The 26,020-nt window shown below is 55.7% G+C and carries 25 protein-coding genes and 1 tRNA gene; 18 read left to right on the forward strand and 8 right to left on the reverse strand.

Annotated features, from left to right (window positions below; all coding sequences use genetic code 11):
- The first annotated feature begins 371 nt into the window (after window positions 1–371).
- The 12 genes from AC007G_RS04930 to mtr all read left to right on the forward strand — a co-directional run bounded on the left by AC007G_RS04930 (window position 372) and on the right by mtr (window position 14,213).
- Window positions 372–448: transfer RNA gene (locus tag AC007G_RS04930), tRNA-Met, on the forward strand.
- Between the two features lie 206 nt (window positions 449–654).
- The gene (gene rimP, locus AC007G_RS04935; protein ID WP_004868075.1) at window positions 655–1,107 is read left to right on the forward strand and encodes a ribosome maturation factor RimP; all 453 of its coding nucleotides are present in this window, start codon (window positions 655–657) and stop codon (window positions 1,105–1,107) included.
- A 27-nt stretch (window positions 1,108–1,134) separates the two neighbouring features.
- Window positions 1,135–2,622: a transcription termination factor NusA gene (gene nusA / locus AC007G_RS04940; protein ID WP_032690584.1), complete on the forward strand. Its 1,488-nt coding sequence runs from the start codon at window positions 1,135–1,137 to the stop codon at window positions 2,620–2,622.
- Window positions 2,623–2,646: 24 nt separating this feature from the next.
- Window positions 2,647–5,331 carry a translation initiation factor IF-2 gene (gene infB, locus AC007G_RS04945; RefSeq protein WP_004868071.1) on the forward strand — a complete coding sequence of 895 codons (2,685 nt, stop codon included), beginning with the start codon at window positions 2,647–2,649 and terminating at the stop codon, window positions 5,329–5,331.
- Between the two features lie 218 nt (window positions 5,332–5,549).
- On the forward strand, window positions 5,550–5,951 hold the full coding sequence (gene rbfA, locus AC007G_RS04950) for a 30S ribosome-binding factor RbfA (RefSeq protein WP_004106092.1): 402 nt from the start codon (window positions 5,550–5,552) through the stop codon (window positions 5,949–5,951).
- On the forward strand, window positions 5,951–6,895 hold the full coding sequence (gene truB, locus AC007G_RS04955; RefSeq protein ID WP_142629941.1) for a tRNA pseudouridine(55) synthase TruB: 945 nt from the start codon (window positions 5,951–5,953) through the stop codon (window positions 6,893–6,895). Before rbfA ends, truB begins: the two co-directional genes overlap by 1 nt.
- A gap of 147 nt (window positions 6,896–7,042) precedes the next feature.
- Window positions 7,043–7,312 carry a 30S ribosomal protein S15 gene (rpsO, locus tag AC007G_RS04960; RefSeq protein WP_004868066.1) on the forward strand — a complete coding sequence of 90 codons (270 nt, stop codon included), beginning with the start codon at window positions 7,043–7,045 and terminating at the stop codon, window positions 7,310–7,312.
- Window positions 7,313–7,554: 242 nt separating this feature from the next.
- Window positions 7,555–9,690, forward strand: a complete 2,136-nt coding sequence (pnp, locus tag AC007G_RS04965; protein ID WP_479466552.1) for a polyribonucleotide nucleotidyltransferase — start codon at window positions 7,555–7,557, stop codon at window positions 9,688–9,690.
- Between the two features lie 108 nt (window positions 9,691–9,798).
- A complete protein-coding gene (nlpI, locus tag AC007G_RS04970) occupies window positions 9,799–10,683 on the forward strand; it encodes a lipoprotein NlpI (RefSeq protein ID WP_004868058.1) in 885 nt (294 codons plus the stop codon).
- A 102-nt stretch (window positions 10,684–10,785) separates the two neighbouring features.
- Window positions 10,786–10,866: a protein YrbN gene (gene yrbN / locus AC007G_RS04975; RefSeq protein ID WP_099001532.1), complete on the forward strand. Its 81-nt coding sequence runs from the start codon at window positions 10,786–10,788 to the stop codon at window positions 10,864–10,866.
- Window positions 10,859–12,826 (forward strand): DEAD/DEAH family ATP-dependent RNA helicase, encoded by a 1,968-nt coding sequence (locus AC007G_RS04980; RefSeq protein WP_004868054.1) that lies wholly within the window; start codon window positions 10,859–10,861, stop codon window positions 12,824–12,826. The genes yrbN and AC007G_RS04980 overlap by 8 nt, the downstream gene beginning before the upstream one ends.
- A gap of 142 nt (window positions 12,827–12,968) precedes the next feature.
- On the forward strand, window positions 12,969–14,213 hold the full coding sequence (gene mtr, locus AC007G_RS04985) for a tryptophan permease (protein WP_032690586.1): 1,245 nt from the start codon (window positions 12,969–12,971) through the stop codon (window positions 14,211–14,213).
- 288 nt (window positions 14,214–14,501) lie between these two features.
- Here mtr and AC007G_RS04990 read toward each other — a convergent pair whose 3' ends face one another.
- The 3 genes from AC007G_RS04990 to ubiU form a co-directional block, all read right to left on the reverse strand.
- Window positions 14,502–15,509: a luciferase-like monooxygenase gene (locus AC007G_RS04990; RefSeq protein ID WP_142629939.1), complete on the reverse strand. Its 1,008-nt coding sequence runs from the start codon at window positions 15,507–15,509 to the stop codon at window positions 14,502–14,504.
- Window positions 15,510–15,651: 142 nt separating this feature from the next.
- Window positions 15,652–16,530 (reverse strand): U32 family peptidase, encoded by an 879-nt coding sequence (locus tag AC007G_RS04995; RefSeq protein ID WP_142629937.1) that lies wholly within the window; start codon window positions 16,528–16,530, stop codon window positions 15,652–15,654.
- 8 nt (window positions 16,531–16,538) lie between these two features.
- Window positions 16,539–17,534 carry a ubiquinone anaerobic biosynthesis protein UbiU gene (gene ubiU / locus AC007G_RS05000; protein ID WP_004868047.1) on the reverse strand — a complete coding sequence of 332 codons (996 nt, stop codon included), beginning with the start codon at window positions 17,532–17,534 and terminating at the stop codon, window positions 16,539–16,541.
- A gap of 221 nt (window positions 17,535–17,755) precedes the next feature.
- Here ubiU and ubiT point away from each other — a divergent pair, with 221 nt between their 5' ends.
- Together ubiT and AC007G_RS05010 are read left to right on the forward strand one after the other, a co-directional pair.
- Complete coding sequence (gene ubiT / locus AC007G_RS05005; RefSeq protein ID WP_032690592.1) at window positions 17,756–18,280, forward strand: ubiquinone anaerobic biosynthesis accessory factor UbiT; 525 nt, start codon at window positions 17,756–17,758, stop codon at window positions 18,278–18,280.
- Window positions 18,274–18,777 (forward strand): GNAT family N-acetyltransferase, encoded by a 504-nt coding sequence (locus AC007G_RS05010; RefSeq protein ID WP_032690593.1) that lies wholly within the window; start codon window positions 18,274–18,276, stop codon window positions 18,775–18,777. Before ubiT ends, AC007G_RS05010 begins: the two co-directional genes overlap by 7 nt.
- Here the strand turns inward: AC007G_RS05010 and AC007G_RS05015 are convergent.
- A complete protein-coding gene (locus tag AC007G_RS05015; RefSeq protein WP_180889097.1) occupies window positions 18,764–19,057 on the reverse strand; it encodes a GIY-YIG nuclease family protein in 294 nt (97 codons plus the stop codon). The two genes, AC007G_RS05010 and AC007G_RS05015, sit on opposite strands and share 14 nt — an antisense overlap.
- A gap of 46 nt (window positions 19,058–19,103) precedes the next feature.
- On the opposite strand from AC007G_RS05015, the gene AC007G_RS05020 reads away from it, so the two are divergent.
- The 3 genes from AC007G_RS05020 to AC007G_RS05030 all read left to right on the forward strand — a co-directional run bounded on the left by AC007G_RS05020 (window position 19,104) and on the right by AC007G_RS05030 (window position 21,359).
- Complete coding sequence (locus AC007G_RS05020; RefSeq protein ID WP_032690595.1) at window positions 19,104–19,541, forward strand: YhbP family protein; 438 nt, start codon at window positions 19,104–19,106, stop codon at window positions 19,539–19,541.
- Between the two features lie 93 nt (window positions 19,542–19,634).
- Window positions 19,635–20,279 carry an NAD(P)H-binding protein gene (locus AC007G_RS05025; protein WP_142629935.1) on the forward strand — a complete coding sequence of 215 codons (645 nt, stop codon included), beginning with the start codon at window positions 19,635–19,637 and terminating at the stop codon, window positions 20,277–20,279.
- Window positions 20,280–20,321: 42 nt separating this feature from the next.
- Window positions 20,322–21,359, forward strand: coding sequence for a permease (locus AC007G_RS05030; protein ID WP_032690597.1), 1,038 nt, complete (start codon window positions 20,322–20,324; stop codon window positions 21,357–21,359).
- An 81-nt stretch (window positions 21,360–21,440) separates the two neighbouring features.
- On the opposite strand, the gene dolP is transcribed toward AC007G_RS05030, so the two are convergent.
- From dolP to AC007G_RS05050, 4 genes are read right to left on the reverse strand one after another with little or no spacing between them, the layout of a single operon-like run.
- On the reverse strand, window positions 21,441–22,016 hold the full coding sequence (gene dolP / locus AC007G_RS05035; protein ID WP_032690598.1) for a division/outer membrane stress-associated lipid-binding lipoprotein: 576 nt from the start codon (window positions 22,014–22,016) through the stop codon (window positions 21,441–21,443).
- Window positions 22,017–22,025: 9 nt separating this feature from the next.
- Window positions 22,026–22,616 carry a DnaA initiator-associating protein DiaA gene (gene diaA / locus AC007G_RS05040; protein ID WP_004868024.1) on the reverse strand — a complete coding sequence of 197 codons (591 nt, stop codon included), beginning with the start codon at window positions 22,614–22,616 and terminating at the stop codon, window positions 22,026–22,028.
- 22 nt (window positions 22,617–22,638) lie between these two features.
- A complete protein-coding gene (locus tag AC007G_RS05045; RefSeq protein WP_004868021.1) occupies window positions 22,639–23,025 on the reverse strand; it encodes a YraN family protein in 387 nt (128 codons plus the stop codon).
- Window positions 22,983–25,085 carry a penicillin-binding protein activator gene (locus AC007G_RS05050; protein WP_142629933.1) on the reverse strand — a complete coding sequence of 701 codons (2,103 nt, stop codon included), beginning with the start codon at window positions 25,083–25,085 and terminating at the stop codon, window positions 22,983–22,985. Before AC007G_RS05050 ends, AC007G_RS05045 begins: the two co-directional genes overlap by 43 nt.
- Window positions 25,086–25,148: 63 nt before the next feature.
- Between AC007G_RS05050 and rsmI the strand changes: the two genes are divergently transcribed.
- On the forward strand, window positions 25,149–26,009 hold the full coding sequence (gene rsmI, locus AC007G_RS05055; protein WP_032698740.1) for a 16S rRNA (cytidine(1402)-2'-O)-methyltransferase: 861 nt from the start codon (window positions 25,149–25,151) through the stop codon (window positions 26,007–26,009).
- The last annotated feature ends 11 nt before the right edge of the window (window positions 26,010–26,020 follow it).

The following is a 26,020-nucleotide window of genomic DNA, read 5'->3' on the forward strand; positions in this document are numbered from 1 at the left end:
GTTTTTTCTGCGGACAAAGTGCATAATCTTCACGAGCTTTGACGCTGCTCTGGCGACTGCGCGCTTCCCGTACCCAAATATACGGTAGCAATGGCGTCAAATGGAACAAGTTCTTATTGCATGTTTATGCATTAATTGTGAGTTTTCATTTAATCATCTTTTGCGGATGACAGGAAGTGCTTCATTGCTTTTTTGCTAAAAAATAGCGAGATGACAGCACAAACGAGAACAGGGAGAGACGAAATACAGGTTGACAAAATATAGAGTTTATCAATAAACTTTACCACGATTTTATGTCCCGTCCTCGGTACCAAATCCCAGCAGTATTTGCGTCTTTTGCTCAATAAGAGTAAAATATGCCACGTTTCAGGCGCGGGGTGGAGCAGCCTGGTAGCTCGTCGGGCTCATAACCCGAAGGTCGTCGGTTCAAATCCGGCCCCCGCAACCACTTTCCCATTGAGTACTTTTTCAAATATACTGTGAGGACCTGGTCCTTCGTATCCGAATTTGAAAGAATTCTCCTGGAAGGTGTTCCAGATCGCAGTTGCGATCGCAGGGTTCAGTTATCTAAAACCCCGATTTATCGGGGTTTTTTGTTATCTGACTTCAGAATAACTGGGCTATACGCCCTTTTTTTATGTCTTGGGGGTGGGTTTGTCCACATTAGAGCAAAAATTAACAGAGATGCTCACGGCGCCGGTTGAAGCGCTTGGCTTTGAGCTGGTCGGCATCGAATTCATTCGCGGTCGCACATCCACACTGCGCATCTATATTGATAGTGATGATGGCATCAATGTTGATGATTGTGCTGATGTGAGCCACCAGGTCAGCGCTGTCATGGATGTCGAAGATCCAATCACCGTAGCTTACAACCTGGAAGTATCTTCACCTGGTCTCGATCGCCCGATGTTTACCGCCGAACACTATGAGCGTTTTTCCGGTGAGGAAGTCGCGCTGGTATTGCGTATGGCGGTACAGAACCGTCGCAAATGGCAGGGCATTATCAAAGCGGTAGACGGTGAAATGATCACGGTAACCGTCGAAGGCAAAGATGAAGTGTTCGCGCTGAGTAACATCCAGAAGGCGAACCTGGTTCCCCACTTTTAACAGTCTGGATTGAGGTGAAAGGCCCCGATGAACAAAGAAATTTTGGCTGTTGTTGAAGCCGTTTCCAACGAAAAGGCGCTGCCGCGCGAAAAGATTTTCGAAGCGCTGGAAAGTGCTCTGGCAACGGCAACCAAGAAAAAATATGAACAAGAGATCGACGTTCGCGTAGAAATCGACCGTAAAAGCGGTGATTTCGACACCTTCCGTCGTTGGCTGGTCGTTGAAGAAGTGACCCAGCCGACGCGCGAAATTACGCTGGAAGCGGCGCGCTACGAAGACGAAAGCATGAATCCTGGTGACTACGTTGAGGACCAGATTGAATCCGTCACCTTCGACCGTATCACTACGCAGACCGCGAAACAGGTTATCGTACAGAAAGTGCGTGAAGCTGAACGCGCTATGGTTGTCGATCAGTTCCGCGAGCACGAAGGTGAAATCATCACCGGCGTGGTGAAGAAAGTAAACCGCGACAACATCACTCTGGATCTGGGCAGCAATGCTGAAGCCGTGATCCTGCGTGAAGATATGTTGCCGCGTGAGAACTTCCGTCCGGGTGACCGTATCCGCGGTGTCCTGTATGCGGTTCGTCCGGAAGCGCGCGGCGCTCAGCTGTTCGTGACCCGTTCTAAGCCGGAAATGCTGGTTGAATTGTTCCGTATTGAAGTACCGGAAATCGGCGAAGAAGTTCTCGAAATCAAAGCCGCCGCTCGCGATCCGGGCTCTCGTGCCAAGATTGCGGTGAAAACCAACGATAAGCGTATCGACCCGGTTGGCGCTTGCGTAGGTATGCGTGGCGCACGCGTTCAGGCGGTTTCAACCGAGCTGGGCGGCGAGCGTATCGATATCGTCCTGTGGGATGATAACCCGGCGCAATTCGTGATTAACGCGATGGCACCGGCTGACGTCGCCTCTATCGTGGTGGATGAAGATAAGCACACCATGGATATCGCGGTTGAAGCGGGCAATCTGGCGCAGGCGATTGGCCGTAACGGTCAAAACGTCCGTCTGGCCTCACAGCTGAGCGGCTGGGAACTCAACGTGATGACCGTTGACGACCTGCAGGCGAAGCATCAGGCTGAAGCCCACGCGGCTATCGATACCTTCACGAAATATCTTGATATTGATGAAGATTTCGCCACGCTGCTGGTTGAAGAAGGTTTCGCGACGTTGGAAGAACTGGCCTATGTGCCGGTGAAAGAACTGCTGGAAATCGACGGTCTGGATGAAGCCACCGTTGAAGCACTTCGTGAGCGTGCGAAAAATGCGCTGACCACGTTGGCGCTGGCTCAGGAAGAAAGCCTGGGAGATACTAAACCTGCCGATGATTTGTTAAATCTGGAAGGTTTAGAACGTTTGATGGCTTTCAAACTGGCTGCCCGTGGTGTTTGTACGCTGGAAGATCTCGCCGAGCAGGGCATTGATGATCTGGCTGATATCGAAGGGTTGACCGACGAAAAAGCCGGAGAGCTCATCATGGCCGCCCGTAATATTTGTTGGTTCGGCGACGAAGCGTAATAAACTGTAGCAGGAAGGAACAGCATGACAGATGTGACCATTAAAGCGCTGGCCTCAGAGATTCAGACCTCTGTGGATCGCCTGATACAGCAATTTGCTGATGCAGGGATTCGCAAATCGGCTGATGATTCTGTGACGGCGCAAGAGAAGCAGACCTTGTTGACGCACCTGAACCGTGAACACGGTTCGGCGCCCGACAAGCTGACGCTGCAGCGCAAAACGCGCAGCACGTTAAATATTCCAGGTACCGGTGGTAAAAGTAAATCGGTACAAATCGAAGTCCGCAAGAAGCGCACCTTTGTGAAACGCGATCCGCAAGAGGCAGAACGCCTTGCCGCGGAAGAGCAGGCGCAGCGTGAAGCGGAAGAGCAAGCCCATCGCGAGGCAGAAGAAGCTGCCAAGCGAGAGGCGCAATTAAAAGCTGAACGTGAGGCCGCAGAACAAGCTAAACGTGAAGTCGCTGAGAAAGCGAAACGTGAAGCTGCGGAAAAAGACAAAGTGAGCAATCAACAAACCGACGACATGACAAAAAGCGCCCAGGCTGAAAAGATCCGCCGTGAAAACGAAGCAGCAGAGCTGAAACGTAAAGCGGAAGAAGAAGCACGTCGCAAGCTTGAAGAAGAAGCGCGCCGCGTAGCGGACGAAGCACGCCGTATGGCTGCAGAAAACGAAAAGAACTGGACCGAAACACCAGAAGCTCCAGAAGAAACCAGCGATTATCACGTGACGACGTCTCAGCACGCCCGTCAGGCTGAAGATGATAACGATCGCGAAGTTGAAGGCGGTCGTGGCCGCGGTCGCAACAGCAAAGCTGCGCGTCCGAAGAAAGGCAACAAACACGCCGAATCCAAAGCCGATCGTGAAGAAGCCCGTGCAGCCGTTCGTGGCGGCAAAGGCGGCAAGCGTAAAGGTTCTTCTCTGCAACAGGGCTTCCAGAAGCCTGCGCAGGCTGTAAACCGTGACGTTATCATCGGTGAAACCATCACCGTTGGCGAGCTGGCTAACAAGATGGCGGTCAAAGGCTCTCAGGTCATCAAAGCGATGATGAAGCTGGGCGCGATGGCGACCATCAACCAGGTCATCGACCAGGAAACCGCACAGCTGGTTGCCGAAGAGATGGGCCACAAAGTTATCCTGCGTCGTGAGAACGAACTGGAAGAAGCGGTAATGAGCGACCGTGATACCGGCGCGGCGGCAGAAGCCCGTGCACCGGTTGTGACCATCATGGGTCACGTTGACCACGGTAAAACCTCTCTGCTGGACTATATTCGTTCAACCAAAGTGGCATCCGGCGAAGCGGGTGGTATTACCCAGCACATCGGTGCATACCACGTTGAAACTGAAAACGGGATGATCACCTTCCTGGATACCCCGGGCCACGCCGCGTTTACCTCAATGCGTGCTCGTGGTGCGCAGGCAACGGATATCGTTGTTCTGGTTGTCGCTGCCGACGATGGCGTGATGCCACAGACTATCGAAGCTATCCAGCACGCAAAAGCGGCTCAGGTGCCGGTAGTGGTTGCGGTCAACAAGATCGACAAACCTGAAGCGGATATGGATCGCGTTAAAAACGAACTGTCTCAGTACGGCGTTATGCCGGAAGAGTGGGGCGGCGAATCTCAGTTCATCCCTGTTTCTGCGAAAGCGGGTACCGGTATTGATGACCTGTTGAATGCTATCCTGCTGCAGGCTGAAGTTCTGGAGCTGAAAGCGGTACGTAACGGTATGGCCAGCGGTGCGGTTATCGAATCCTTCCTGGATAAAGGTCGTGGTCCGGTGGCAACCGTTCTGGTTCGCGAAGGTACTCTGCACAAGGGCGACATCGTTCTGTGCGGCTTCGAATACGGTCGCGTTCGTGCGATGCGTAACGAACTGGGTCAGGAAGTTCTGGAAGCGGGTCCGTCCATTCCGGTGGAAATCCTCGGTCTGTCCGGTGTTCCGGCTGCGGGTGATGAAGTGACCGTGGTTCGTGACGAGAAGAAAGCGCGTGAAGTTGCGTTGTATCGTCAGGGCAAATTCCGTGAAGTCAAACTGGCGCGTCAGCAGAAATCTAAACTTGAGAACATGTTCGCTAACATGACTGAAGGCGAAGTTCACGAAGTGAACGTCGTACTGAAAGCGGACGTTCAGGGTTCCGTGGAAGCGATCTCCGACTCTTTACTGAAACTGTCTACCGACGAAGTCAAAGTGAAGATCATCGGCTCTGGCGTAGGTGGGATCACCGAAACCGACGCGACCCTGGCTGCGGCATCCAACGCTATCCTGGTAGGCTTCAACGTACGTGCCGATGCATCAGCGCGTAAAGTTATCGAAGCGGAAAGCCTGGATCTGCGCTACTACTCCGTCATCTATAACCTGATCGACGAAGTGAAAGCGGCGATGAGCGGTATGCTCTCTCCGGAACTGAAACAGCAGATCATCGGTCTGGCTGAAGTGCGCGATGTCTTTAAATCGCCGAAATTCGGCGCTATCGCGGGCTGTATGGTTACCGAAGGGACGATTAAACGTCATAACCCAATCCGCGTACTGCGCGACAACGTGGTTATCTATGAAGGCGAGCTGGAATCCCTGCGCCGCTTCAAAGATGACGTTAACGAAGTCCGTAACGGCATGGAATGTGGTATCGGCGTGAAGAACTACAACGACGTTCGCGTTGGCGATATGATCGAAGTGTTCGAGATCATCGAGATTCAGCGTACCATCGCGTAATCTTCGTCGACTTTTGGGCCGCCACTGCGTTGGCTGCGCTCGTTCACCCCGGTCGCATCGTTATCTATGCTCCCGGGGATTGATGAGCCTGCCGCCTGTGTTGCCCCCAAATCCTTAGACGATTGACTAGCGTTGGCCGGGTTAGCATAGCGCCACCCGGCAATAATTCTAAAAAGGGGCTTATGGCCCCTTTTTTGTCTTTATCTGGAGAATTTATTATGGCGAAAGAATTTGGTCGCCCGCAGCGCGTGGCTCAGGAGATGCAAAAAGAGATTGCTATCATCCTGCAACGCGAAATTAAAGACCCGCGTCTGGGCATGATGACCACCGTTTCTGGCGTTGAAATGTCTCGCGATCTGGCTTATGCCAAAGTCTTCGTGACCTTTCTGAACGACAAAGACGAAGCCGCGGTGAAAGCCGGCATCAAAGCATTGCAGGAAGCATCCGGCTTTATCCGTTCCCTGCTGGGGAAAGCAATGCGGCTGCGTATCGTGCCGGAACTGACCTTCTTCTACGACAACTCGTTGGTTGAAGGGATGCGTATGTCTAACCTGGTGACCAGCGTGGTGAAGCATGACGATGAGCGTCGTGTGAACCCGGACGACAGCAAGGAGGACTGATGAGTCGTCCTCGTCGTCGCGGTCGCGATGTGCATGGCGTGCTGTTGCTGGATAAACCTCAGGGCGCGTCCAGCAACGATGTACTGCAGAAAGTCAAACGTATCTATAATGCGAACCGCGCAGGGCACACCGGGGCGCTGGATCCGCTGGCAACCGGCATGCTGCCGATTTGCCTCGGGGAAGCCACCAAGTTTTCCCAGTATCTGCTGGATTCCGATAAGCGTTATCGTGTGATTGCGAAGCTCGGACAGCGTACCGACACCTCTGATGCCGATGGCCAGGTGGTGGAAGAGCGCCCGCTGACCTTCCGCGACGAACAGCTGGCGGCGGCGCTGGACAGTTTCCGCGGCGAAACCCAACAGGTACCGTCGATGTATTCGGCGCTGAAATACCAGGGGAAAAAGCTCTACGAATATGCCCGTCAGGGGATTGACGTTCCGCGTGAAGCCCGGCCGATTAACGTCTATGAGCTGCTGTTTATCCGCCACGAAGGGGATGAGCTGGAGCTGGAAATTCATTGCTCCAAAGGCACCTATATCCGGACGATTATCGACGATCTGGGTGAGAAACTGGGCTGTGGCGCCCACGTTATTTATCTGCGCCGTCTGGCCGTCAGCAAATATCCGGTTGAGCGGATGGTGACGCTGGAGCAGCTACAGGCGCTGGTTGAACAGGCGGCGGCACAGGATATTCCCGCCGCGCAGCTGCTCGATCCGCTGCTGATGCCTATGGACAGCCCGGCGTCAGATTATCCGCTGGTTAATATTCCCGAAACATCGGCGGTTTACTTTAAGAATGGCAATCCGGTCCGTACAACAGGAGCCCCGCTACAGGGCCTGGTGCGGGTCACTGAAGGTGAAGACGGTAAGTTTCTCGGTATGGGTGAGATTGACGATGAAGGCCGCGTGGCGCCGCGTCGTCTGGTTGTCGAATACCCGGCTTGAGTGCTGTTCTTGCGATAAAAGCCGGCTGCGGGTAGAATATCGCCGCTTAACGTCCGCAAAAGTGTTTTAACATTTTCGGGCGTTGCATCAGGGGTCGCTGAATTAGAGATCGGCACCCTTTCTTTCTTTTAAATCTGGAGTTTTAAAATGTCTCTAAGCGTTGAAGCTAAAGCAAAAATCGTTTCTGAGTTTGGTCGTGGCGAAAACGACAGCGGTTCTACCGAAGTTCAGGTTGCACTGCTGACTGCACAGATTAACCATCTGCAGGGTCACTTCTCCGAGCATAAAAAAGATCACCACAGCCGTCGTGGTCTGCTGCGCATGGTTTCCCAGCGTCGTAAACTGCTCGACTACCTGAAACGTAAAGATGTTGCACGTTACTCTTCGCTGATCGAGCGTCTGGGTCTGCGTCGCTAATTCTGCGAGTTTCAGAAAAAGGGGCCTCAGGGCCCCTTTTTTCGACCAGGCGGCAGCAATTCACTAAAAACTCATGTATTGTTGCTATTAATGATCTTCGTGCAGAGGTTCGCGCGGCTAATGAGAGGCTTGATCCGCAGGGGCGGGTAAAGGTTGTCATTAGTCGCGAGGATGCAGGAGATCGGGTCAACTGACGCTATGTCGTGGATATCGCGTCACCTATTGATATAAAGGATAGAATTTTGCTAAATCCGATCGTTCGTAAATTCCAGTACGGCCAACATACCGTAACGCTGGAAACCGGCATGATGGCTCGTCAGGCCACTGCTGCTGTCATGGTTAGCATGGATGACACTGCGGTATTCGTTACCGTTGTTGGTCAGAAAAAAGCGAAGCCAGGTCAGGACTTCTTCCCGCTGACCGTTAACTATCAAGAGCGTACTTACGCAGCAGGTAAAATCCCGGGTGGTTTCTTCCGTCGTGAAGGTCGTCCAAGCGAAGGCGAAACCCTGATCGCGCGTCTGATTGACCGCCCGGTTCGTCCGCTGTTCCCGGAAGGCTTCGTCAACGAAGTTCAGGTTATCGCTACCGTTGTTTCCGTTAACCCACAGGTTAACCCGGATATCGTGGCGATGATTGGTGCTTCCGCAGCGCTGTCCCTGTCAGGTATTCCGTTCAACGGTCCTATCGGTTCTGCTCGCGTTGGTTATATCAATGACCAGTACGTTCTGAACCCGACTCAGGATGAGCTGAAAGAAAGTAAGCTGGATCTGGTTGTTGCCGGTACCGAAGCGGCAGTCCTGATGGTGGAATCTGAAGCTGAACTGCTGAGCGAAGACCAGATGCTGGGTGCGGTGGTCTTTGGCCACGAGCAGCAGCAGATTGTTATTCAGAACATCAACGACCTGGTTAAAGAAGCGGGTAAACCGCACTGGGACTGGCAGCCGGAAGCCGTCAACGAAGCGCTGAATGCGCGCGTTGCTGCCCTGGCCGAAGCGCGTCTGAGCGATGCTTACCGTATCACTGATAAACAAGAGCGTTACGCTCAGATTGACGTGATCAAAGCGGAAACCATCGCGACGCTGATTGCTGAAGACGAAACCCTGGACGCTAACGAACTGGGTGAAATCCTGCACGCTATCGAGAAAAATGCCGTGCGTAGCCGCGTACTGGCAGGCGAGCCGCGTATCGATGGCCGTGAAAAAGATATGATTCGTGGTCTGGATGTTCGTACTGGCGTACTGCCGCGTACTCACGGTTCCGCACTGTTCACCCGTGGCGAAACTCAGGCGCTGGTGACTGCCACTCTGGGTACCGCACGTGATGCGCAGAACATTGACGAACTGATGGGCGAGCGTACTGACTCCTTCCTGTTCCACTACAACTTCCCTCCGTACTCTGTCGGCGAGACTGGCATGGTGGGTTCACCGAAGCGTCGTGAAATCGGTCACGGTCGTCTGGCTAAGCGCGGCGTACTGGCCGTTATGCCGACCACGGAAGAATTCCCGTACACCGTTCGCGTGGTATCTGAAATCACCGAATCTAACGGTTCTTCCTCCATGGCTTCCGTGTGCGGTGCTTCTCTGGCGCTGATGGATGCTGGTGTGCCGGTGAAAGCTGCCGTTGCGGGTATCGCAATGGGTCTGGTGAAAGAAGGCGACAACTACGTCGTTCTGTCTGACATTCTGGGTGACGAAGACCACCTGGGTGATATGGACTTCAAAGTGGCGGGTTCCCGCGACGGTATCTCTGCGCTGCAGATGGATATCAAAATTGAAGGCATCACCAAAGAGATCATGCAGGTTGCACTGAACCAGGCGAAAGGTGCTCGTCTGCACATCCTGGGCGTAATGGAGCAGGCGATTAACGCGCCGCGCGGCGATATCTCCGAATTCGCACCGCGTATCCACACCATCAAGATCAGCCCGGACAAGATCAAAGACGTGATCGGTAAAGGCGGCTCCGTGATTCGTGCGCTGACTGAAGAGACCGGTACTACCATCGAAATCGAAGATGACGGTACCGTGAAGATCGCAGCAACCGATGGCGACAAAGCGCAACACGCTATCCGTCGTATCGAAGAGATCACCGCTGAGATCGAAGTTGGCCGTGTTTACAATGGTAAAGTGACCCGTATCGTTGACTTTGGCGCATTTGTTGCCATCGGCGGCGGTAAAGAAGGTCTGGTCCACATTTCTCAGATCGCTGACAAGCGCGTAGAGAAAGTGACCGATTACCTGCAGATGGGTCAGGAAGTGCCGGTTAAAGTTCTGGAAGTTGACCGTCAGGGCCGCGTTCGTCTGAGCATTAAAGAAGCAGCTGAACAGACACAGCCTGCCGCTGCACCGGAAGCTCCGGTTGCTGAGCAAGGCGAGTAAGGTTGCCGTTTGCCCTCCGCGTTGGCGGAGGGCGTATTACGGGCAGGACGCCCTGTTTGCAGCCGGGGAACTGGACGTTCATCCAATCGTTGTCTTCGGGAGTGGGAAATGAAGCCTTTTTTGCGCTGGTGTTTCGTGGCGACAGCTCTCACGCTGGCAGGATGCAGCAACTCTGCCTGGCGTAAGGACGCAGTCCTCGCGGTGCCATTGCAACCGACTTTGCAGCAAGAAGTGATTCTGGCGCGCATGGAACAAATTCTTGCCAGTCGGGCTTTAACCGATGACGAACGCGCACAGCTTTTATATGAGCGCGGAGTGTTGTATGATAGTCTCGGTCTGAGGGCATTAGCGCGAAATGATTTTTCACAAGCGTTGGCAATCCGACCTGATATGCCTGAAGTATTCAATTACTTAGGCATTTATTTAACGCAGGCAGGCAATTTTGATGCTGCCTATGAAGCGTTTGATTCTGTACTTGAGCTTGATCCAACTTACAACTACGCGCACTTGAATCGCGGTATCGCCCTGTATTACGGCGGTCGCGCTAAGTTAGCGCAAGATGATCTGCTGGCGTTTTATCAAGACGATCCCAATGATCCTTTCCGTAGCCTGTGGCTTTACCTCGCTGAGCGTAAACTCGACGAGAAGCAGGCGCTTGAAGCACTGAAACAGCGCTTCGACAAATCGGATAAAGAACAATGGGGATGGAACATTGTCGAGTTCTACCTTAGCGACATCAACGAAAAAACGTTGATGGACCGTTTGAAGGCAGACGCAACGGATAACACCTCGCTCGCTGAGCATCTCAGTGAAACCAACTTCTATTTAGGTAAGTACTACCTAAGTCTGGGGGACAAGGACAGCGCTACGGCACTGTTCAAACTGGCGGTCGCAAACAACGTTCACAACTACGTTGAGCACCGATACGCATTGTTGGAATTATCGCTCTTGGGCCAGGAGCAAGATGACCTGGCAGAATCGGACCAGCAATAGCTGACGAACACATCAGCCCATTTTTTTGTTTGCCATCACCTTAACGGGTGAGGGCGTTGTTGTTCGTTAATACACCTACTTTGAGCCGGTTCACACTTTTCAATGAAAATTACTCTAAATTTTCACGTTGAGTTATGTAGACTGGCCGCCATTAATTTTGAGGCACACGTACTACATGGCTGAATTCGAAACCACTTTTGCAGATCTGGGCCTGAAGGCTCCCATCCTTGAAGCGCTTAACGATCTGGGTTACGAAAAACCATCTCCGATCCAGGCTGAGTGCATTCCGCATCTTCTGGGCGGCCGCGACGTTCTGGGTATGGCCCAGACGGGTAGCGGTAAAACCGCAGCGTTCTCTTTACCGCTGCTGAACAATCTTGATCCTGAGCTGAAAGCACCGCAAATTCTGGTGCTGGCGCCGACCCGCGAACTGGCGGTACAGGTTGCTGAAGCAATGACGGACTTCTCTAAACATATGCGCGGCGTAAACGTGGTAGCCCTTTACGGCGGCCAGCGTTATGACGTGCAGCTGCGTGCTCTGCGCCAGGGACCACAAATCGTTGTGGGTACCCCAGGTCGTCTGCTGGACCACCTGAAGCGCGGTACTCTTGATCTCTCTAAACTGAGCGGTCTGGTACTGGATGAAGCTGACGAAATGTTGCGTATGGGCTTCATCGAAGACGTAGAAACGATTATGGCGCAGATCCCGGAAGGTCATCAGACCGCTCTGTTCTCTGCCACCATGCCGGAAGCGATCCGTCGCATTACCCGCCGCTTTATGAAAGAGCCGCAGGAAGTGCGCATCCAGTCCAGCGTCACGACTCGCCCGGACATCAGCCAGAGCTACTGGACTGCTTACGGTATGCGTAAAAATGAAGCGCTGGTGCGTTTCCTGGAAGCGGAAGATTTTGATGCGGCGATTATCTTCGTTCGTACCAAAAACGCGACCCTCGAAGTGGCTGAAGCGCTGGAGCGTAGCGGCTACAACAGCGCCGCGCTGAACGGCGACATGAACCAGGCGCTGCGTGAGCAGACTCTGGAGCGTCTGAAAGATGGTCGTCTGGATATCCTGATTGCGACCGACGTTGCGGCTCGTGGCCTTGACGTTGAGCGTATCAGCCTGGTTGTTAACTATGATATCCCGATGGACTCCGAGTCTTACGTTCACCGTATCGGCCGTACCGGTCGTGCGGGTCGTGCTGGCCGCGCGCTGCTGTTCGTTGAGAACCGTGAACGCCGCCTGCTGCGTAACATCGAACGCACCATGAAGCTGACGATCCCGGAAGTCGAACTGCCGAACGCAGAACTGCTGGGCAAACGCCGTCTGGAAAAATTTGCCGCCAAAGTTCAGCAGCAGCTGGAAAGCAGCGATCTGGATCAGTACCGTGCGCTGCTGGCGAAAATCCAGCCGTCTGCTGAAGGTGAAGAGCTGGATATCGAAACCCTGGCCGCAGCCCTGCTGAAAATGGCTCAGGGCGAACGTCCGCTGATTCTGCCGCCGGATGCACCGATGCGTCCTAAGCGTGAATTCCGCGACCGTGACGATCGTTTCGAGCGCCGTGGCGACCGCAACGACCGTGGTCCGCGTGGCGACCGTCCGGAGCGTAGCGGTGAAGATCGTCCTAAGCGCGAACGTCGCGACGTGGGCGATATGGAACTGTATCGCATTGAAGTGGGCCGCGATGATGGCGTTGAAGTTCGTCATATCGTTGGCGCTATCGCTAACGAAGGCGACATCAGCAGCCGTTACATCGGTAACATCAAGCTGTTCGGTACCCACTCCACGATCGAACTGCCGAAAGGCATGCCGGGCGAAGTTCTGCAGCACTTCACTCGTACTCGCATCCTGAACAAGCCGATGAACATGCAGCTGCTGGGCGATGCTCAGCCGCGTCCGGACCGTGGCGGCGAGCGTCGTGGCGGTGGTGAGCGCCGTGAAGGCGGTCGCGCATTCGGTGGCGAACGTCGTGAAGGCGGCCGCAACTTCGGTGGTGGTGAGCGTCGTGAAGGCGGCCGTGGTGATGGTCGTCGTTTCAGCGGCGAACGTCGTGACGGTGCTCGTGCTCCGCGTCGTGATGATGCAGCTGCGGCTCCGCGCCGTGATGATTCCGCTGGTCGTCGTCGTTTCGGTGGCGATGCGTAATTAGCGCACTCCGCTAGCGTAAAGTAAATAATACAGCCCCGATCGTGATGATTGGGGCTTTTTTTATTTCTTTTGTACTCGTGTACTGGTACAGTGCTGCGCGTTAACAACGAAAAGCATGAATGACTGGAGATTTCGGCAAATGGCGACACTTACCACTACGGCAACCCGACCGTCCTTATTTGGCGGCGTGGTGATAATCGGCGGGACCATCATTGGCGCAGGCATGTTTTCGCTGCCGGTGGTCATGTCCGGTGCGTGGTTCTTCTGGTCGCTGGCTGCGCTGATCTTTACCTGGTTTTGCATGCTCCATTCCGGACTGATGATTCTGGAAGCGAACCTGAACTACCGTATTGGCTCCAGCTTCGACACCATCACCAAAGATCTGCTGGGGAAAGGCTGGAATCTGGTCAACGGTCTGTCGATCGCTTTTGTGCTCTATATTCTGACCTACGCCTATATCTCGGCCAGCGGCTCCATACTGCACCATACCTTCTCAGAGCTTTCATTGCATGTGCCGGCGCGGGCAGCGGGCTTTGGCTTTGCGCTGCTGGTGGCTTTTATCGTCTGGTTGAGTACCAAAGCGGTGAGCCGAATGACGGCAATCGTACTGGGAGCCAAGGTTATTACCTTCTTCCTGACCTTCGGAAGTCTGCTGGGTCACGTTGAGCCGACGACACTGTTTAACGTCGCCGAAAAGAATGCATCCTACACGCCGTACCTGTTGATGACCCTCCCGTTTTGCCTGGCCTCCTTTGGCTATCACGGTAACGTACCGAGTCTGATGAAGTATTATGGCAAAGATCCCCGGACCATAACCCGTTGCCTGGTTTACGGCACGCTGCTGGCTCTGGGGCTGTATGTCGTCTGGTTACTGGTGACGATGGGCAACATTCCACGCCCTGAGTTTATCGGTATCGCGCAGAAGGGCGGCAATATTGATGTGCTGGTACAGGCATTGAGCGGGGTGCTCAACAGCCGTAGTCTGGATCTGTTACTGGTGGTGTTCTCGAACTTCGCCGTTGCCAGCTCTTTCCTTGGGGTAACCCTGGGCCTGTTTGACTACCTGGCGGACCTGTTTGGTTTTGATGATTCTGCTCTCGGCCGTTTTAAGACCGCGCTCCTGACCTTTGTTCCACCGATCATCGGCGGCCTGCTGCAGCCCAATGGTTTCCTGTATGCCATCGGCTATGCCGGTCTGGCCGCAACCATCTGGGCGGCGATTGTCCCGGCGCTGCTGGCCCGCGCATCGCGCAAGCGCTTCGGCAGCCCACAGTTTCGTGTCTGGGGTGGAACGCCGATGATTGTGCTGATTCTGCTGTTTGGCGCCGGTAACATTATCGTGCATTTCTTATCGAGCTTTAATCTGTTGCCTGTTTACCAGTAAACAGCATGCCCGGTGGCGCGAAACTGACCGGGCCTATAGGGAATGAGCAGGGCGGATAAGGCGCCGCCGTCATCCGACAAAAGCGCCCCCGCCAACTCGAAGCCACAATGCCCGGTGGCGCAAGGCTGACCGGGCCTACAGGGAATGAGCAGGGCGGATAAGGCGCCGCCGTCATCCGGCAAAAACGCCCCCGCCAACTCGAAGCCACAATGTCCGGTGGCGCAAGGCTGACCGGGCTTGCAGGGGATGAGCAGGCCGGATAAGGCGCCGCCGTCATCCGGCAAAAAACTACCCCAGCAACTCCTCTTTCACCTGCATCGCTAAATCAAACGAATGCAAGCGCGCCTGATGATCGAAGATCTGGCCGTTCACCATCAGCTCATCGGCCTGGGTTTCCCGCAAAATGGATTCCAGCCCGTGGCGGACTTTGGCTTTATCCCCAACCAGCGACATGCTGAGCGCCTGCTGGACTCCATACTGTTCTGAGGCAGACCACAGTTGATGCATATTTTCCACCGGCGGCGGCAGCTGACCGGTTTCGCCGCGACGCAGTTTCACGAATGCCTGTTGCATCGAGGTGAACAGGAATTCGGCATCACGGTTGCTATCGGCGGCGATGATATTAATACATACCATGGCGTACGGTTTCGCTAAGCGTTCGGACGGTTTGAACTGGGTGCGGTAGAGATGCAGCGCCTGGAATAACATATCCGGCGCGAAGTGCGAAGCGAAGGCAAAGGGCAGGCCAAGCTGCGCCGCCAGCTGCGCGCTGTACAGACTGGAGCCTAACAGCCACACCGGGATTTTCTCTCCGTAACCGGGAACCGGGCGCACGTGCGGATTGGGATCGCGGGCATCAAACCAGTCCACCAGTTCGGCGACATCGCGCGGGAAGTTATCAACATCCCCGCCCATATGACGGCGGAGCGCCATCATCGTACGCTGGTCGCTGCCCGGCGCACGGCCAAGCCCCAGGTCGATACGCCCGGGATATAAGGTATTGAGCGTACCGAACTGTTCGGCGATCACCAGCGGTGAATGGTTGGGTAACATCACGCCACCGGATCCCAGATGCAGCGTCGTGGTATTCGCTGCCAGATAACCGATAAGCACCGATGTTGCGGCGCTGGCAATGCCAACCATGTTGTGATGTTCCGCCAGCCAATAGCGGTGATAGCCGCGTTTTTCAGCCAGGCTAGCGAGATCCAGAGAGTGCGAGAAGGCCGTTTTGGCGCAAGAACCCTCGGGGATCGGTGCCAGATCGAGCACCGAGAACGGAATAGATTTGTCAGTCATAAAGGCTCACTTTGTTACAGCATCGTCATCAGATTGAAGGTCTTCTTCCAGCCTGGCGCATTCAGCGAGCGCCAGCCAGAAAAGCTGCAGCTTTCATACTGCATGAAAAGACGAAGCATGCTGTTAACAAAGCGAGCTATTTTCAGGACTGCAGTTCCAGCCCGGCCAGTCGTTTCCAGTAACCGTTACAGTCACTGTTGGCGATCAGCGGCAGCGGCGAGGCGCCGTTTTCATTGGCGCGGAAAGCATCGAGCATAGCAAAGGTATCGTTGCCCAGCGGTGACAGGCGCACCATATCGACCAGCCCCTGCATCGACGCCAGTTCGTTGCCGAGGTTATAGACATAGCCGCTCATGGTCTGAATACCGTTCAGGACAAACACCTGCTGATTTTCCTGGGACAGCACGCTGCGCCCGTTCGGGTACTTGATGCAGCAGGTCTCGCATTCATCTTTCGGGCGATCTTCGGAACGTGCGGTAAAGCAGCGGGCAGAGTAGGCCAGCGGCAGGTGGCCGTAGCTCAGGACTTCCACTTCGAACTGATCGCGCAGACCGAGCTCTTCGCACTGGGCGAGCAGGTTCACCAGCCAGTCGCGAGACAGCTCAACCGGCATGCACCAGCGCATCATTCCTTGTTTATGCAGCAGACGCAGGGTGACGGCGTTATAGCAGTTGAGCGCATGTCCGGCGACGAAAGGCAGTTTGCGCTCTGCGCACATATTGACGACGCCAAGGTCGCTGGCTTCGATCAGAAATTCGCCGTTATCGACATAGCGCTTCAGCTCATTGAGTTCGGAAGAGGCCTGCACCAGCGCAAGCGTGGAGAGCACCACCTGCTTACCGCTGCCCGCCAGCGCTTTCGCCATCTCCAGCCAGTCGCCCACTTTGGTGGCGCGGCGTTTGCTGCATACGGCTTCGCCCAGATAGATAGTATCGGCACTGGAACGTGCGGCCTGCTGGTAAAAATCTTCCAGCGTCTCTTTCGACCAGTAGTAAAGCACCGGCCCTAATGAATATTTCATTACTTTTCTCACTGCCATTTACGGTGGTAGGCGCCAAGGGTGGTTTGTGTCCCTTCGGACATGGCACCGAGCGTCTCCATCCATGCGGATTGCGGAATAAAGTTTTGCGGATCGGCTTTGCAGCGATCGATCGCCTGGCGCCAGACTTTCGCCACCTGGGTGACATAGGCGGGGCTGCGCTGACGACCTTCAATTTTCACCGACGCAATATTGGCCGCCATCAGTTCCGGCAGTAGCTCCAGCGTATTCAGGCTGGTTGGCTCTTCCAGCGCATGATAGCGCTCGCCATCGACCAGATAGCGGCCCTTGCACAGCGTCGGGTAACCGGCATTTTCGCCATCCTGATAGCGATCGATCAGCACTTCGTTGAGGCGTGATTCCAGACCCTGCGGCGTTTGTTGCCAGCGGACAAAGCGCGCAGGTGAGCAGGCGCCGACGGTATTCGGCGATTCGCCGGTCAGGTAGGAAGAGAGGTAGCAGCGGCCTTCTGCCATGATGCACAGGCTACCGAAGGCGAAGACCTCCAGCGGAACCGGCGTCGTGCGAGCCAGCTGTTTTACCTGATGAATCGAGAGCACGCGCGGTAGCACAACGCGGGCGACATCGAAATTGCGGTGATAGAAACGCACTGCCTCTTCGTTGGTTGCCGACGCCTGTACCGAAACGTGGCGTTCAATATGCGGATAACGCTCCGCGGCGTATTCCAGCATGGCGATATCGGCAAGGATTAAGGCATCCGCGCCCAGCTGTGCCGCCATGTCTACCGCGCGCTGCCAGCGGGCATAACCGTCAGGATGTGCAAAGGTATTGATCGCGATATGCAGCTTACGACGGTGCTGATGCACAAAGCTAACGGCTTCCTGCAGTTTCTTTTCGGTGAAATTAAGGCCGGCAAAGTGGCGGGCGTTAGTGTCATCTTTCAGCCCGATATAGACGGCATCGGCACCGTTTTCGATGGCCGCCTTAAGTGCCGGAAGGTTGCCGGCTGGGCAGAGCAGCTCCATAATTTTTCCTGAAAAATGCGGCCCGTAGGGACGCTGATAGGGTTAATGAGCAGGGATTTTAGTTAACCTTCTGGTGACAATTTTTGATTTGAGGCAGTTAAAAGCGTATTGACGGCGCCAATAATAGGTATCCGTCGTTGTGATTTTGTTGATTTACGCCGCTATGTCGTTTATTTGATATGGCACAATAGCGGAACTATTGCTTTCATGGAGTAAGGCTTGTGTTGGATAAATTGCGTTCCCGGCTGGTCCACTTTGGCCCGTCTTTGATGAGCGTGCCGGTTAAGCTGGCGCCTTTTGCCCTCAAGCGCCAGGTGCTGGAGCAGGTATTAAGCTGGCAGTTTCGTCAGGCTCTGGAAGATGGCGAACTGGATTTTCTCGAAGGCCGCTGGTTAAGTATTAATGTGCGTGATATCGGTCTGCTGTGGTATACCTCGGTGAGCGAAGGGCGTCTGGTGGTCAGCTCTACGGCCGAAGCGGATGTGAGCTTCAGCGCCGATGCCAGCGATCTGCTGATGATCGCCGCGCGTAAGCAGGATCCGGATACGTTGTTCTTCCAGCGTCGGCTGGTCATCGAAGGTGATACTGAGCTGGGGCTGTATGTAAAAAACCTGATGGATGCCATTGAGCTGGAGCAGATGCCAAAAGCGCTGCGCGTGATGCTGCTGCAGCTGGCTGACTTTGTTGAAGCGGGGCTGAACGGCCCGCGGAAACCTGAACAGACATCGGTAGGTGAGGCATGCTGATTCGAGTTGAAATTGGGATTGATGCACCGGGAATCGACGCGTTATTGCGCCGTACGTTTGGCAGCGATGCCGAAGCGCAGCTGGTGCACGATTTACGTGAAGACGGTCTGATCACGCTGGGCGTGGTGGCGACAGATGATGAAGGGCAGGTTATTGGCTATGCCGCCTTCAGCCCGGTCTCCGTTGAAGGCGAAGAACTGCAGTGGGTTGGGCTGGCGCCGCTGGCGGTAGATGAAAATTATCGCGGCCAGGGAATCGGCAGCCAGCTGGTCTACGAAGGGCTGGATTCATTGAATGAGTTTAGCTATGCCGCAGTGGTGACACTGGGCGATCCGGCCTTCTACGGCCGCCTCGGCTTTGAGCCGGCAGCCCGCTTCGATCTGCGTTGCCGCTGGGCGGATACCGCCGAGGCGTTCCAGGTGCGCCCGTTGGCCGATGACGCGCTGGAAGGGGTGCATGGGCTGGTAGAGTACAGCGATCGCTTTAACCGTCTCTGAGGCTCTCCAGCAGAGTCTCAAAAGAACCATCTCCGGCAACGAGGCGCTCTTTCTGGCGCTTCGTTAGCTGCTTGATGCGATACTCCACTCGTAGTGCAAGTGAGTGTTCACCAACTTCCTGGCTGAACGCCAGCTGCAGTTCGCCTTTTCCTCGCAATGCTTTTGCTCCCTTGCCATCCTGATGCTGACAAAAACGGCGCGCAACATCGGTAGTAATCCCGGTGTAAAGGCGATTATCGGCGGTACGTATCAAATAGAGAAACCAGCGCACGGTAGAAATATCGGTATGTTAAGGTAGATGCACCATAACATACCGGAGAGTAAAGATGGATACGCTCGCTGCTATCAGCCGCTGGCTTGGCAAACAGCATGTGATTACCTGGTGCGTTGCCAGCGAGGAAGAGCTGTGGTGCGCCAATGCGTTCTATGTGTATGACTCGCAAAACGTCGCCTTCTATCTCCTCAGTGATGACAATACCCGCCACGGGCAGATGACCGGCCAGCGCGCAAAGGTCGCCGGCACCGTAAATGGCCAGCCGAAAACCGTTGCCCGTATTCGCGGCGTCCAGTTCAAAGGTGAAATTCGTCGTCTTTCAGGTGATGAGGAAGCGGTGATGCGTGCGCGGTACGTCAACCGCTTTCCGATCGCCAGGATGCTGCGGGCGCCGGTCTGGGAAATCCGTCCGGATGAGCTCAAGTTCACCGATAACACGCTGGGGTTCGGCACCAAGTTACACTGGCTACGTCATTCCGATAGCGAGTGAAAGCCCGTAACGGACGTGCAGAGTCCCATCTTTCCCACATACTCTTGTTACCGCGGCGTCCGCCGCTGAAGGGCTGATTTTTCAGGGGGCATAATGAGCCAGGTGCTAATAACAGGGGCTACCGGATTAGTTGGTGGGCACTTACTTCGAATGCTGATCCAGGCGCCGGGCATTGCGGCGATAACCGCAGCGACCCGCCGCCCGCTGGCGGATGCCGGGGGCGTGCTGAATCCTCATGCGCCTCAGTTGAGTGATGCGCTGGCGCAGGTTGTTGACCCCGTCGATATCGTGTTTTGCTGCCTGGGGACCACGTTGCGAGACGCGGGCAGTAAAGCCGCCTTCATTCAGGCTGACTACCGGCTGGTGGTGGATACGGCGCTCACCGGGCTACGGCTGGGCGCAAAGCACATGCTGGTGGTCAGCGCGATGGGGGCCAATCCGCATTCGATGTTCTTCTACAACCGCGTTAAAGGCGAAATGGAAGAGGCGCTGCGCGCGCAGCCGTGGACGCGTCTGACGATTTTGCGACCGTCGATGCTGCTGGGCGATCGAGAGCAAAAAAGGGCCAATGAAGCGGTGCTGGCGCCATTGTTCCGACTGCTGCCGGGAAACTGGAAATCTATCCATGCCCATGAGGTGGCGCAGGCGATGCTTAGCGAAGCGCTGACCCCAGGCCGGGAAGGCGTGACGATTCTGCCATCGGCAAAACTGCGTGAAATTGCGGCCAGCGAAGCGTAGTATTCTGCGCTTCACATCACCACATCTTTCCTGGGGAATGCTATGGCTGGTCAGTCTTCATCTCAGGCGGCATCACCGTTTCAATGGTGGAAGCCCGCGCTCTTTTTTCTCGTTGTCATCGTTGGCCTGTGGTTCGTCAAATGGCAGCCTTACTATGGCAAGGCGTTTACGGCCGCAGAAACGCACAGTATCGGTAAATCGATCCTCGCCCAGGCCGATGCCAATCCGTTCAAAGCGGCATGGGACTACGCGGCGGTCTACTTCCTGGCGGTCTGGAAAGCGGCGGTGCTGGGCGTCCTGCTTGGTTCGCTGATTCAGGTGCTGATCCCGCGCGACTGGCTGCTGCGTACGTTGGGCCAGTCTCGATTTCGCGGTACGCTCTCAGGCGTGCTGTTTTCTCTGCCCGGTATGATGTGTACTTGCTGCGCCGCACCGGTTGCGGCGGGAATGCGTAAGCAGCAGGTATCGATGGGCGGCGCACTGGCGTTCTGGATGGGCAACCCGTTGCTGAATCCGGCAACGCTGGTGTTTATGGGGTTTGTGCTGGGCTGGCAGTTTGCGTTGATTCGCCTGGTTGCCGGGCTGGCAACGGTGTTGATCGTGGCGACGCTGGTGCAAAAATGGGTCAAAGAGGCGGCAACGCAACCGTCAGATCTTCCGGCTGTCGATGATACCGCGCAGGGACCTTTTTTATCCCGCTGGCTGAGGGCGCTCTGGACCCTGTTCTGGAATACTATCCCGGTCTATATTCTGGCGGTCCTGGTGCTGGGGGCGGCGCGCGTCTGGCTGTTCCCGCATGCCGATGGCGTGGTGGGGAATACCCTGTTCTGGGTGGTGGCGATGGCGATAGCCGGCTGTCTGTTTGTCATCCCTACCGCGGCGGAGATCCCTATCGTCCAGACCATGATGCTGGCGGGAATGGGGTTTGCCCCGGCGCTGGCGCTGCTCATCACGTTGCCTGCGGTCAGCGTGCCGTCGTTGATTATGTTGCGTAAGGCTTTTCCGGCGAAAGCGCTGTGGCTGACCGGTGGGCTGGTGGCGCTATGTGGTGCGGTGGTTGGCGGACTGGCGTTACTTTGATGAAATCCCGGGCTGCGGCTACCGCCTTGCCCGGTTAGTCACCCGGCTCAGCATTGCGCGAGCCGGGACTATTTTTGCTACTTACTTGATATAGGTAAAGGCGGTGGTCACGCGCGACACGCCGCTGACCCGGCTGGCGATATCTGCCGCCGCACGGCCTTCACGGTCCGTGACCAGACCCATCAGGAACACTTCGCCATTCTCGGTCGTTACTTTGACGTTTGACGATTTGACCTGATCGGTGCCCAGCAGCTGGGAGCGTACTTTTGTGGTAATCCAGGTATCGGAAGAGGCGGTACCTAAACCAATCGGCTGGCCCTGACGTACTTCGTTAAAGACTTCCGTTGTCCCTTCGACGCCCATCGCAATTTGTTTCGCGCGCGCGGAGAGATCCGCCACCGGAGACTGACCGGTCAGCAGGACTTTGCCCTGATAGGCGGTAACGTTAATCCGGGCCTGTTTCTTAATTTGCTCGTCTTTCGACAGCGCGCTGTTGACGCGCAGTTCCAGCGTACTGTCATCAACCTGAGTACCTACCGTACGCGGGTCCGTGGCGGCTTTGGTGCCGACAGCTGCCGTTCCGACTACCGCTGCGGCAACGCATCCTTGTAGCAGTAGCGCAGAAAGAATGATGGCGAGGGGCGAGAGAGCCTTCATGTGTTCTCCTTAATCGTCCTGGTGTGGAAAAAGCGTGTTATCAATCAAATCGCACAGGCAGTTAACGGTGAGCATATGCATTTCCTGAATTCGCGCGCTGCGATGAGACGGAATGCGGATTTCGACATCCTGCTGGCCCAGCAGGCCAGCCAGCTCACCGCCGTCGTAGCCGGTGAGTGCGACGATGGTCATATCGCGGGTGACGGCAGCTTCAACGGCTTTCACGATGTCCCGACTATTGCCGCGCGTGGAAATGGCCAGCAGAACATCACCTGCATGGCCTAACGCGCGAACCTGCTTGGCGTAGATTTCGTCGTGCAGGCGATCGTTGGCAATTGCGGTTAAGACCACATTATCGGTATTTAGTGCAATGGCGGGTAAACCAGGACGCTCTGTTTCAAAACGATTAATCATGCTGGCAGCAAAATGCTGTGCGTTGGCGGCAGAGGTGCCATTGCCACAACAGAGGATTTTGTTGCCATTAAGCAGCGACTGTACCAGGGTCAAGGCCGCACGGGAGATGGCATCCGGGAGAGCTTCCGCTGCTGCAATTTGGGTTTGAATGCTTTCAGTAAAGCAGGCTTTAATTCTATCGAGCACGGGATCCCTTAATTCATTTACGCTATTCGCCAAAGGCGTTTCTCAGCCATTGGATGTCGTTTCCGGTGAAGGCTACCACATCGAAACGGCAATCCACAGTGTCAAAGCTCCCATTCTGCCGGGAGAGCCACAGGCGAGCAGCCTGGAGGAGTCTTTGTTGTTTTTTTTGCGTGACGCTGGAGGCGGCATCCCCGTAGCTTGCGCTGCGCCGATAGCGCACTTCCACAAAAACGGTTACCGCGCCATCGCGCATGATGAGGTCAATTTCACCGCCCCGCTCACGGGCGTTGGCGGCGATAAAATGCAGCCCCCGGCTTTCCAGCCACCGGCGAGCCTGGTTTTCCCAGGCATCTCCGGTCTGTTTGGTTAGTTGGCTGCGACGATCTGTCCGTGTTGGTACTTGAGCCATGACAATTTCCTGTTGATCACGCAGTCCTGCGTGGCCGTCAGATCGCCGGTGTTACCGTTCAGCTCGAAGCCCGGCGTCTGGCGCATCTGGGCGAAATGGTTAGCCAGCGACCAGGCATCCGCGCCCATTGCATACAGGCGAGCCAGTGAATAATCGTTGCGCACGGCGGAGAGCGCCTGCTGCATCAGCGCCGGGTTGCTGCCGGCCAGCATCGGGATCTCACTATACTGCAAACCTTCCATCTCCAGGCGGAAATCTGGGCCGGCAGTGCCCTGGGCGCTACGGGAGCTGGCGTACAGGGTGACATTGCTCTGGCTGCCGTTGCGCAGGGCGATCATCGGTTTGATATAGGCAATCTGTTCCGGCGTCGCCAGGATCCAGGCGGCGTCGACGCCACCGCTACTGCTGACCGGGACATCTTCCGGGTTGCCGAGGCTGCTGTCAGACGCTGACGGCAGCGTAGAAACGGGCGTTCCGCTCAGAGAGATACCGCTGTTGACGCTGGATTTCAGCTCAGAAGCTGAACCAAAGCGCTGCTGCAGAACGGTTCCGCCACCCAGTTTTAACCACTCGTTGGCAAAGGCGTTCACCACGCGATCGCCGAGCGCGCCGCGAGGCGCCAGCAGCAGCGGCGTTTGTTTGCCCTGATCGTGAATATGGCGCGCCGCGTCACGGGCTTCATCTTCCGGCGAGAGGGCGAAATAGCAAATATTGGCGCGATTTTCGACTTTCTCCGGCTGGTTCAGCGCCAGCACGTTGAGCGAGGTGTTGCTCTTGATGACCTCCTCGACGTTATCTTTGAGCAGCGGGCCGACGACGAGGGTGGCGCCATCCTGCTGTACCTGCGCGAGCAGCTGACTCATTGGTTGCGTGGTGGTGTCGTAAATTTTCAGTTCAGCCGAAGGATTGGCCGGGGTGGTGGCAACCGGCTGGGCCTGCGGTGCGCTGACCGCAGGTTGTGCGGTCGTCGCGGCGGCGTCGCTGGTGGCTGACTGCTCCGGCGCAGCAGCGGCCTGAGTGGCGGCCGCTGCCGTCACCGGAGCCCGATCGGCCGCTGGCGCCTGAACAGGGACCGGCGCGGTATTGGCTGAGGTCAGGTCGCCCACTTCCGCCTGCGAAGGGCTCACGACGTCGCTACTGGCGACATTGGCGGCCTGCGCAACCTGGGCAGGAACGGCGCTTCCGGCGACGGTCGGCGCGCCATTTTTCGCCGCTTCAAAGCCTTGCTGGATGGTACGGCCGAAGACCGCGGCCTGGCCGTTGAGCGGCAGCAGGAGCGCGATCTTATTGGTTGAAGCCGGTTTATAATTTTGCATATTCACCAGCGCCGTTGGCAGCATTTTCGCGCCAGGGTTCTGCGGATAGCGGGTTTGCCAGTCTTTCACGCCGGCTTTGAGTAGGGTGGGATCGTTACGGTTGTCAAACCACATGCGTTGCAGATCCAGCCATCCCTGCAGGACGTTTTCATCGGCATTGATGATCAGCGCGTTAGCCTGATCCTGGGTCATTGAGGTGAGCGCTTTCCAGGTCGCGTCGATATTCTGCTGCTGTTGTTTCGCCTGACTCAGCAGCGGCTGCTGGGCGATCAGGGTACGCAGCAGCGTAATTGACGGGCGGCCCTGGCTGGCATCAATCTGCGCCTGCCAGTATCGCGGCTGCTGATTGTGCTCAAAACTGGCGGGATCGAGCTTCGCCAGCAGCGCCTGAGCGCCCTGGAAATCGTTCTGCGCCAGCTTCACTTCGACGGCCAGCAGAGATTGCTCGCGGGCCTGGGTACCGTTGAGATTAGACGGCAGCTGGTTGAACAGGTCGATGGCCTGCTGCTTTTTGCCTTCCTGTAACAGTGCACGAATGGCGAGTAATTGCCAGTTGGTCTTGCTATCATTCGAGCTTTGCTGCATTTGCTGTAGGTAGTAACTGGAATCTGCCTGTGCCGTACCCTGTAAAAACGCCGTGCTTTGATCCGGGGTATGGGTGCCGCAGCCAGCGAAGATCAAAGCAGCCAGCAGTACGGGCAGACAACGCGCGGGTTTAGAACGAAGAAATGTTGACGGTACCATATGTATCCAGTGATATTTTTTTGGCTCAATGCTCAATATTAATTCGGCAATACGGACGAGACAATGAAACAACACGAATCAGCAGATAATTCTCAGGGGCAGCTCTATATTGTGCCCACTCCGATCGGAAATCTGTCTGATATCACGCAGCGTGCCCTGGAAGTGTTACAAGCCGTTGATTTAGTTGCCGCGGAAGACACCCGCCACACCGGTTTGCTGCTCCAGCATTTTGCGATTAACGCCCGTTTATTTGCGCTGCACGACCATAATGAACAGCAAAAAGCTGAAACACTTCTGGCGAAATTAAAAGACGGGCAGAACATTGCGCTGGTGTCTGACGCCGGGACTCCGCTGATCAACGATCCGGGCTATCACCTGGTACGGGCCTGTCGCGAGGCAAATATCCGCGTGGTGCCGCTTCCGGGCCCCTGTGCCGCCATTGCTGCGCTCAGCGCGGCAGGCCTGCCTTCCGATCGTTTCTGCTACGAAGGGTTCCTGCCGGCAAAATCAAAAGGGCGTCGCGATACGCTGAAGGCGCTGGAAGAAGAGCCGCGTACGATTATCTTTTACGAATCAACCCACCGTTTACTGGAAAGCCTGGAAGATATCTGCACGGTGCTGGGAGAGTCCCGCTATGTGGTGCTGGCGCGCGAGCTGACCAAAACCTGGGAATCCATTCACGGTGCGCCAATTGGCGAGCTGCTGGCGTGGGTGAAAGAGGATGAGAACCGGCGTAAAGGCGAGATGGTACTGATCGTCGAAGGATTTAAAGCGCAGGAAGAGGCCCTGCCCGCAGACGCGCTGCGTACGCTGGCCCTGCTGCAGGCGGAGCTGCCGCTGAAAAAAGCCGCCGCGCTGGCCGCTGAAATTCACGGCGTGAAGAAAAATGCGCTGTATAAATATGCGCTGGAGCAGCAGGGATAAGAGACAGGCCC

The organism is Klebsiella sp. CSG-1, assembly GCF_056521145.1.

What these genes read in the sequence shown, in the direction of transcription:
- AC007G_RS05020 (WP_032690595.1), top strand. Translation starts at nt 19,104, where the DNA reads ATGGATACGCTCGCTGCTATCAGCCGCTGGCTTGGCAAACAGCATGTG.
- ubiU (WP_004868047.1), bottom strand. Translation starts at nt 17,534, where the DNA reads ATGGAGCTGCTCTGCCCAGCCGGCAACCTTCCGGCACTTAAGGCGGCC.
- AC007G_RS04990 (WP_142629939.1), bottom strand. Translation starts at nt 15,509, where the DNA reads ATGACTGACAAATCTATTCCGTTCTCGGTGCTCGATCTGGCACCGATC.
- rpsO (WP_004868066.1), top strand. Translation starts at nt 7,043, where the DNA reads ATGTCTCTAAGCGTTGAAGCTAAAGCAAAAATCGTTTCTGAGTTTGGT.
- AC007G_RS04995 (WP_142629937.1), bottom strand. Translation starts at nt 16,530, where the DNA reads ATGAAATATTCATTAGGGCCGGTGCTTTACTACTGGTCGAAAGAGACG.
- AC007G_RS05030 (WP_032690597.1), top strand. Translation starts at nt 20,322, where the DNA reads ATGGCTGGTCAGTCTTCATCTCAGGCGGCATCACCGTTTCAATGGTGG.
- AC007G_RS05010 (WP_032690593.1), top strand. Translation starts at nt 18,274, where the DNA reads ATGCTGATTCGAGTTGAAATTGGGATTGATGCACCGGGAATCGACGCG.
- nusA (WP_032690584.1), top strand. Translation starts at nt 1,135, where the DNA reads ATGAACAAAGAAATTTTGGCTGTTGTTGAAGCCGTTTCCAACGAAAAG.
- yrbN (WP_099001532.1), top strand. Translation starts at nt 10,786, where the DNA reads ATGAAAATTACTCTAAATTTTCACGTTGAGTTATGTAGACTGGCCGCC.
- AC007G_RS05050 (WP_142629933.1), bottom strand. Translation starts at nt 25,085, where the DNA reads ATGGTACCGTCAACATTTCTTCGTTCTAAACCCGCGCGTTGTCTGCCC.
- infB (WP_004868071.1), top strand. Translation starts at nt 2,647, where the DNA reads ATGACAGATGTGACCATTAAAGCGCTGGCCTCAGAGATTCAGACCTCT.
- AC007G_RS05045 (WP_004868021.1), bottom strand. Translation starts at nt 23,025, where the DNA reads ATGGCTCAAGTACCAACACGGACAGATCGTCGCAGCCAACTAACCAAA.
- AC007G_RS04980 (WP_004868054.1), top strand. Translation starts at nt 10,859, where the DNA reads ATGGCTGAATTCGAAACCACTTTTGCAGATCTGGGCCTGAAGGCTCCC.
- mtr (WP_032690586.1), top strand. Translation starts at nt 12,969, where the DNA reads ATGGCGACACTTACCACTACGGCAACCCGACCGTCCTTATTTGGCGGC.
- AC007G_RS05025 (WP_142629935.1), top strand. Translation starts at nt 19,635, where the DNA reads ATGAGCCAGGTGCTAATAACAGGGGCTACCGGATTAGTTGGTGGGCAC.
- dolP (WP_032690598.1), bottom strand. Translation starts at nt 22,016, where the DNA reads ATGAAGGCTCTCTCGCCCCTCGCCATCATTCTTTCTGCGCTACTGCTA.
- nlpI (WP_004868058.1), top strand. Translation starts at nt 9,799, where the DNA reads ATGAAGCCTTTTTTGCGCTGGTGTTTCGTGGCGACAGCTCTCACGCTG.
- rsmI (WP_032698740.1), top strand. Translation starts at nt 25,149, where the DNA reads ATGAAACAACACGAATCAGCAGATAATTCTCAGGGGCAGCTCTATATT.
- truB (WP_142629941.1), top strand. Translation starts at nt 5,951, where the DNA reads ATGAGTCGTCCTCGTCGTCGCGGTCGCGATGTGCATGGCGTGCTGTTG.
- rbfA (WP_004106092.1), top strand. Translation starts at nt 5,550, where the DNA reads ATGGCGAAAGAATTTGGTCGCCCGCAGCGCGTGGCTCAGGAGATGCAA.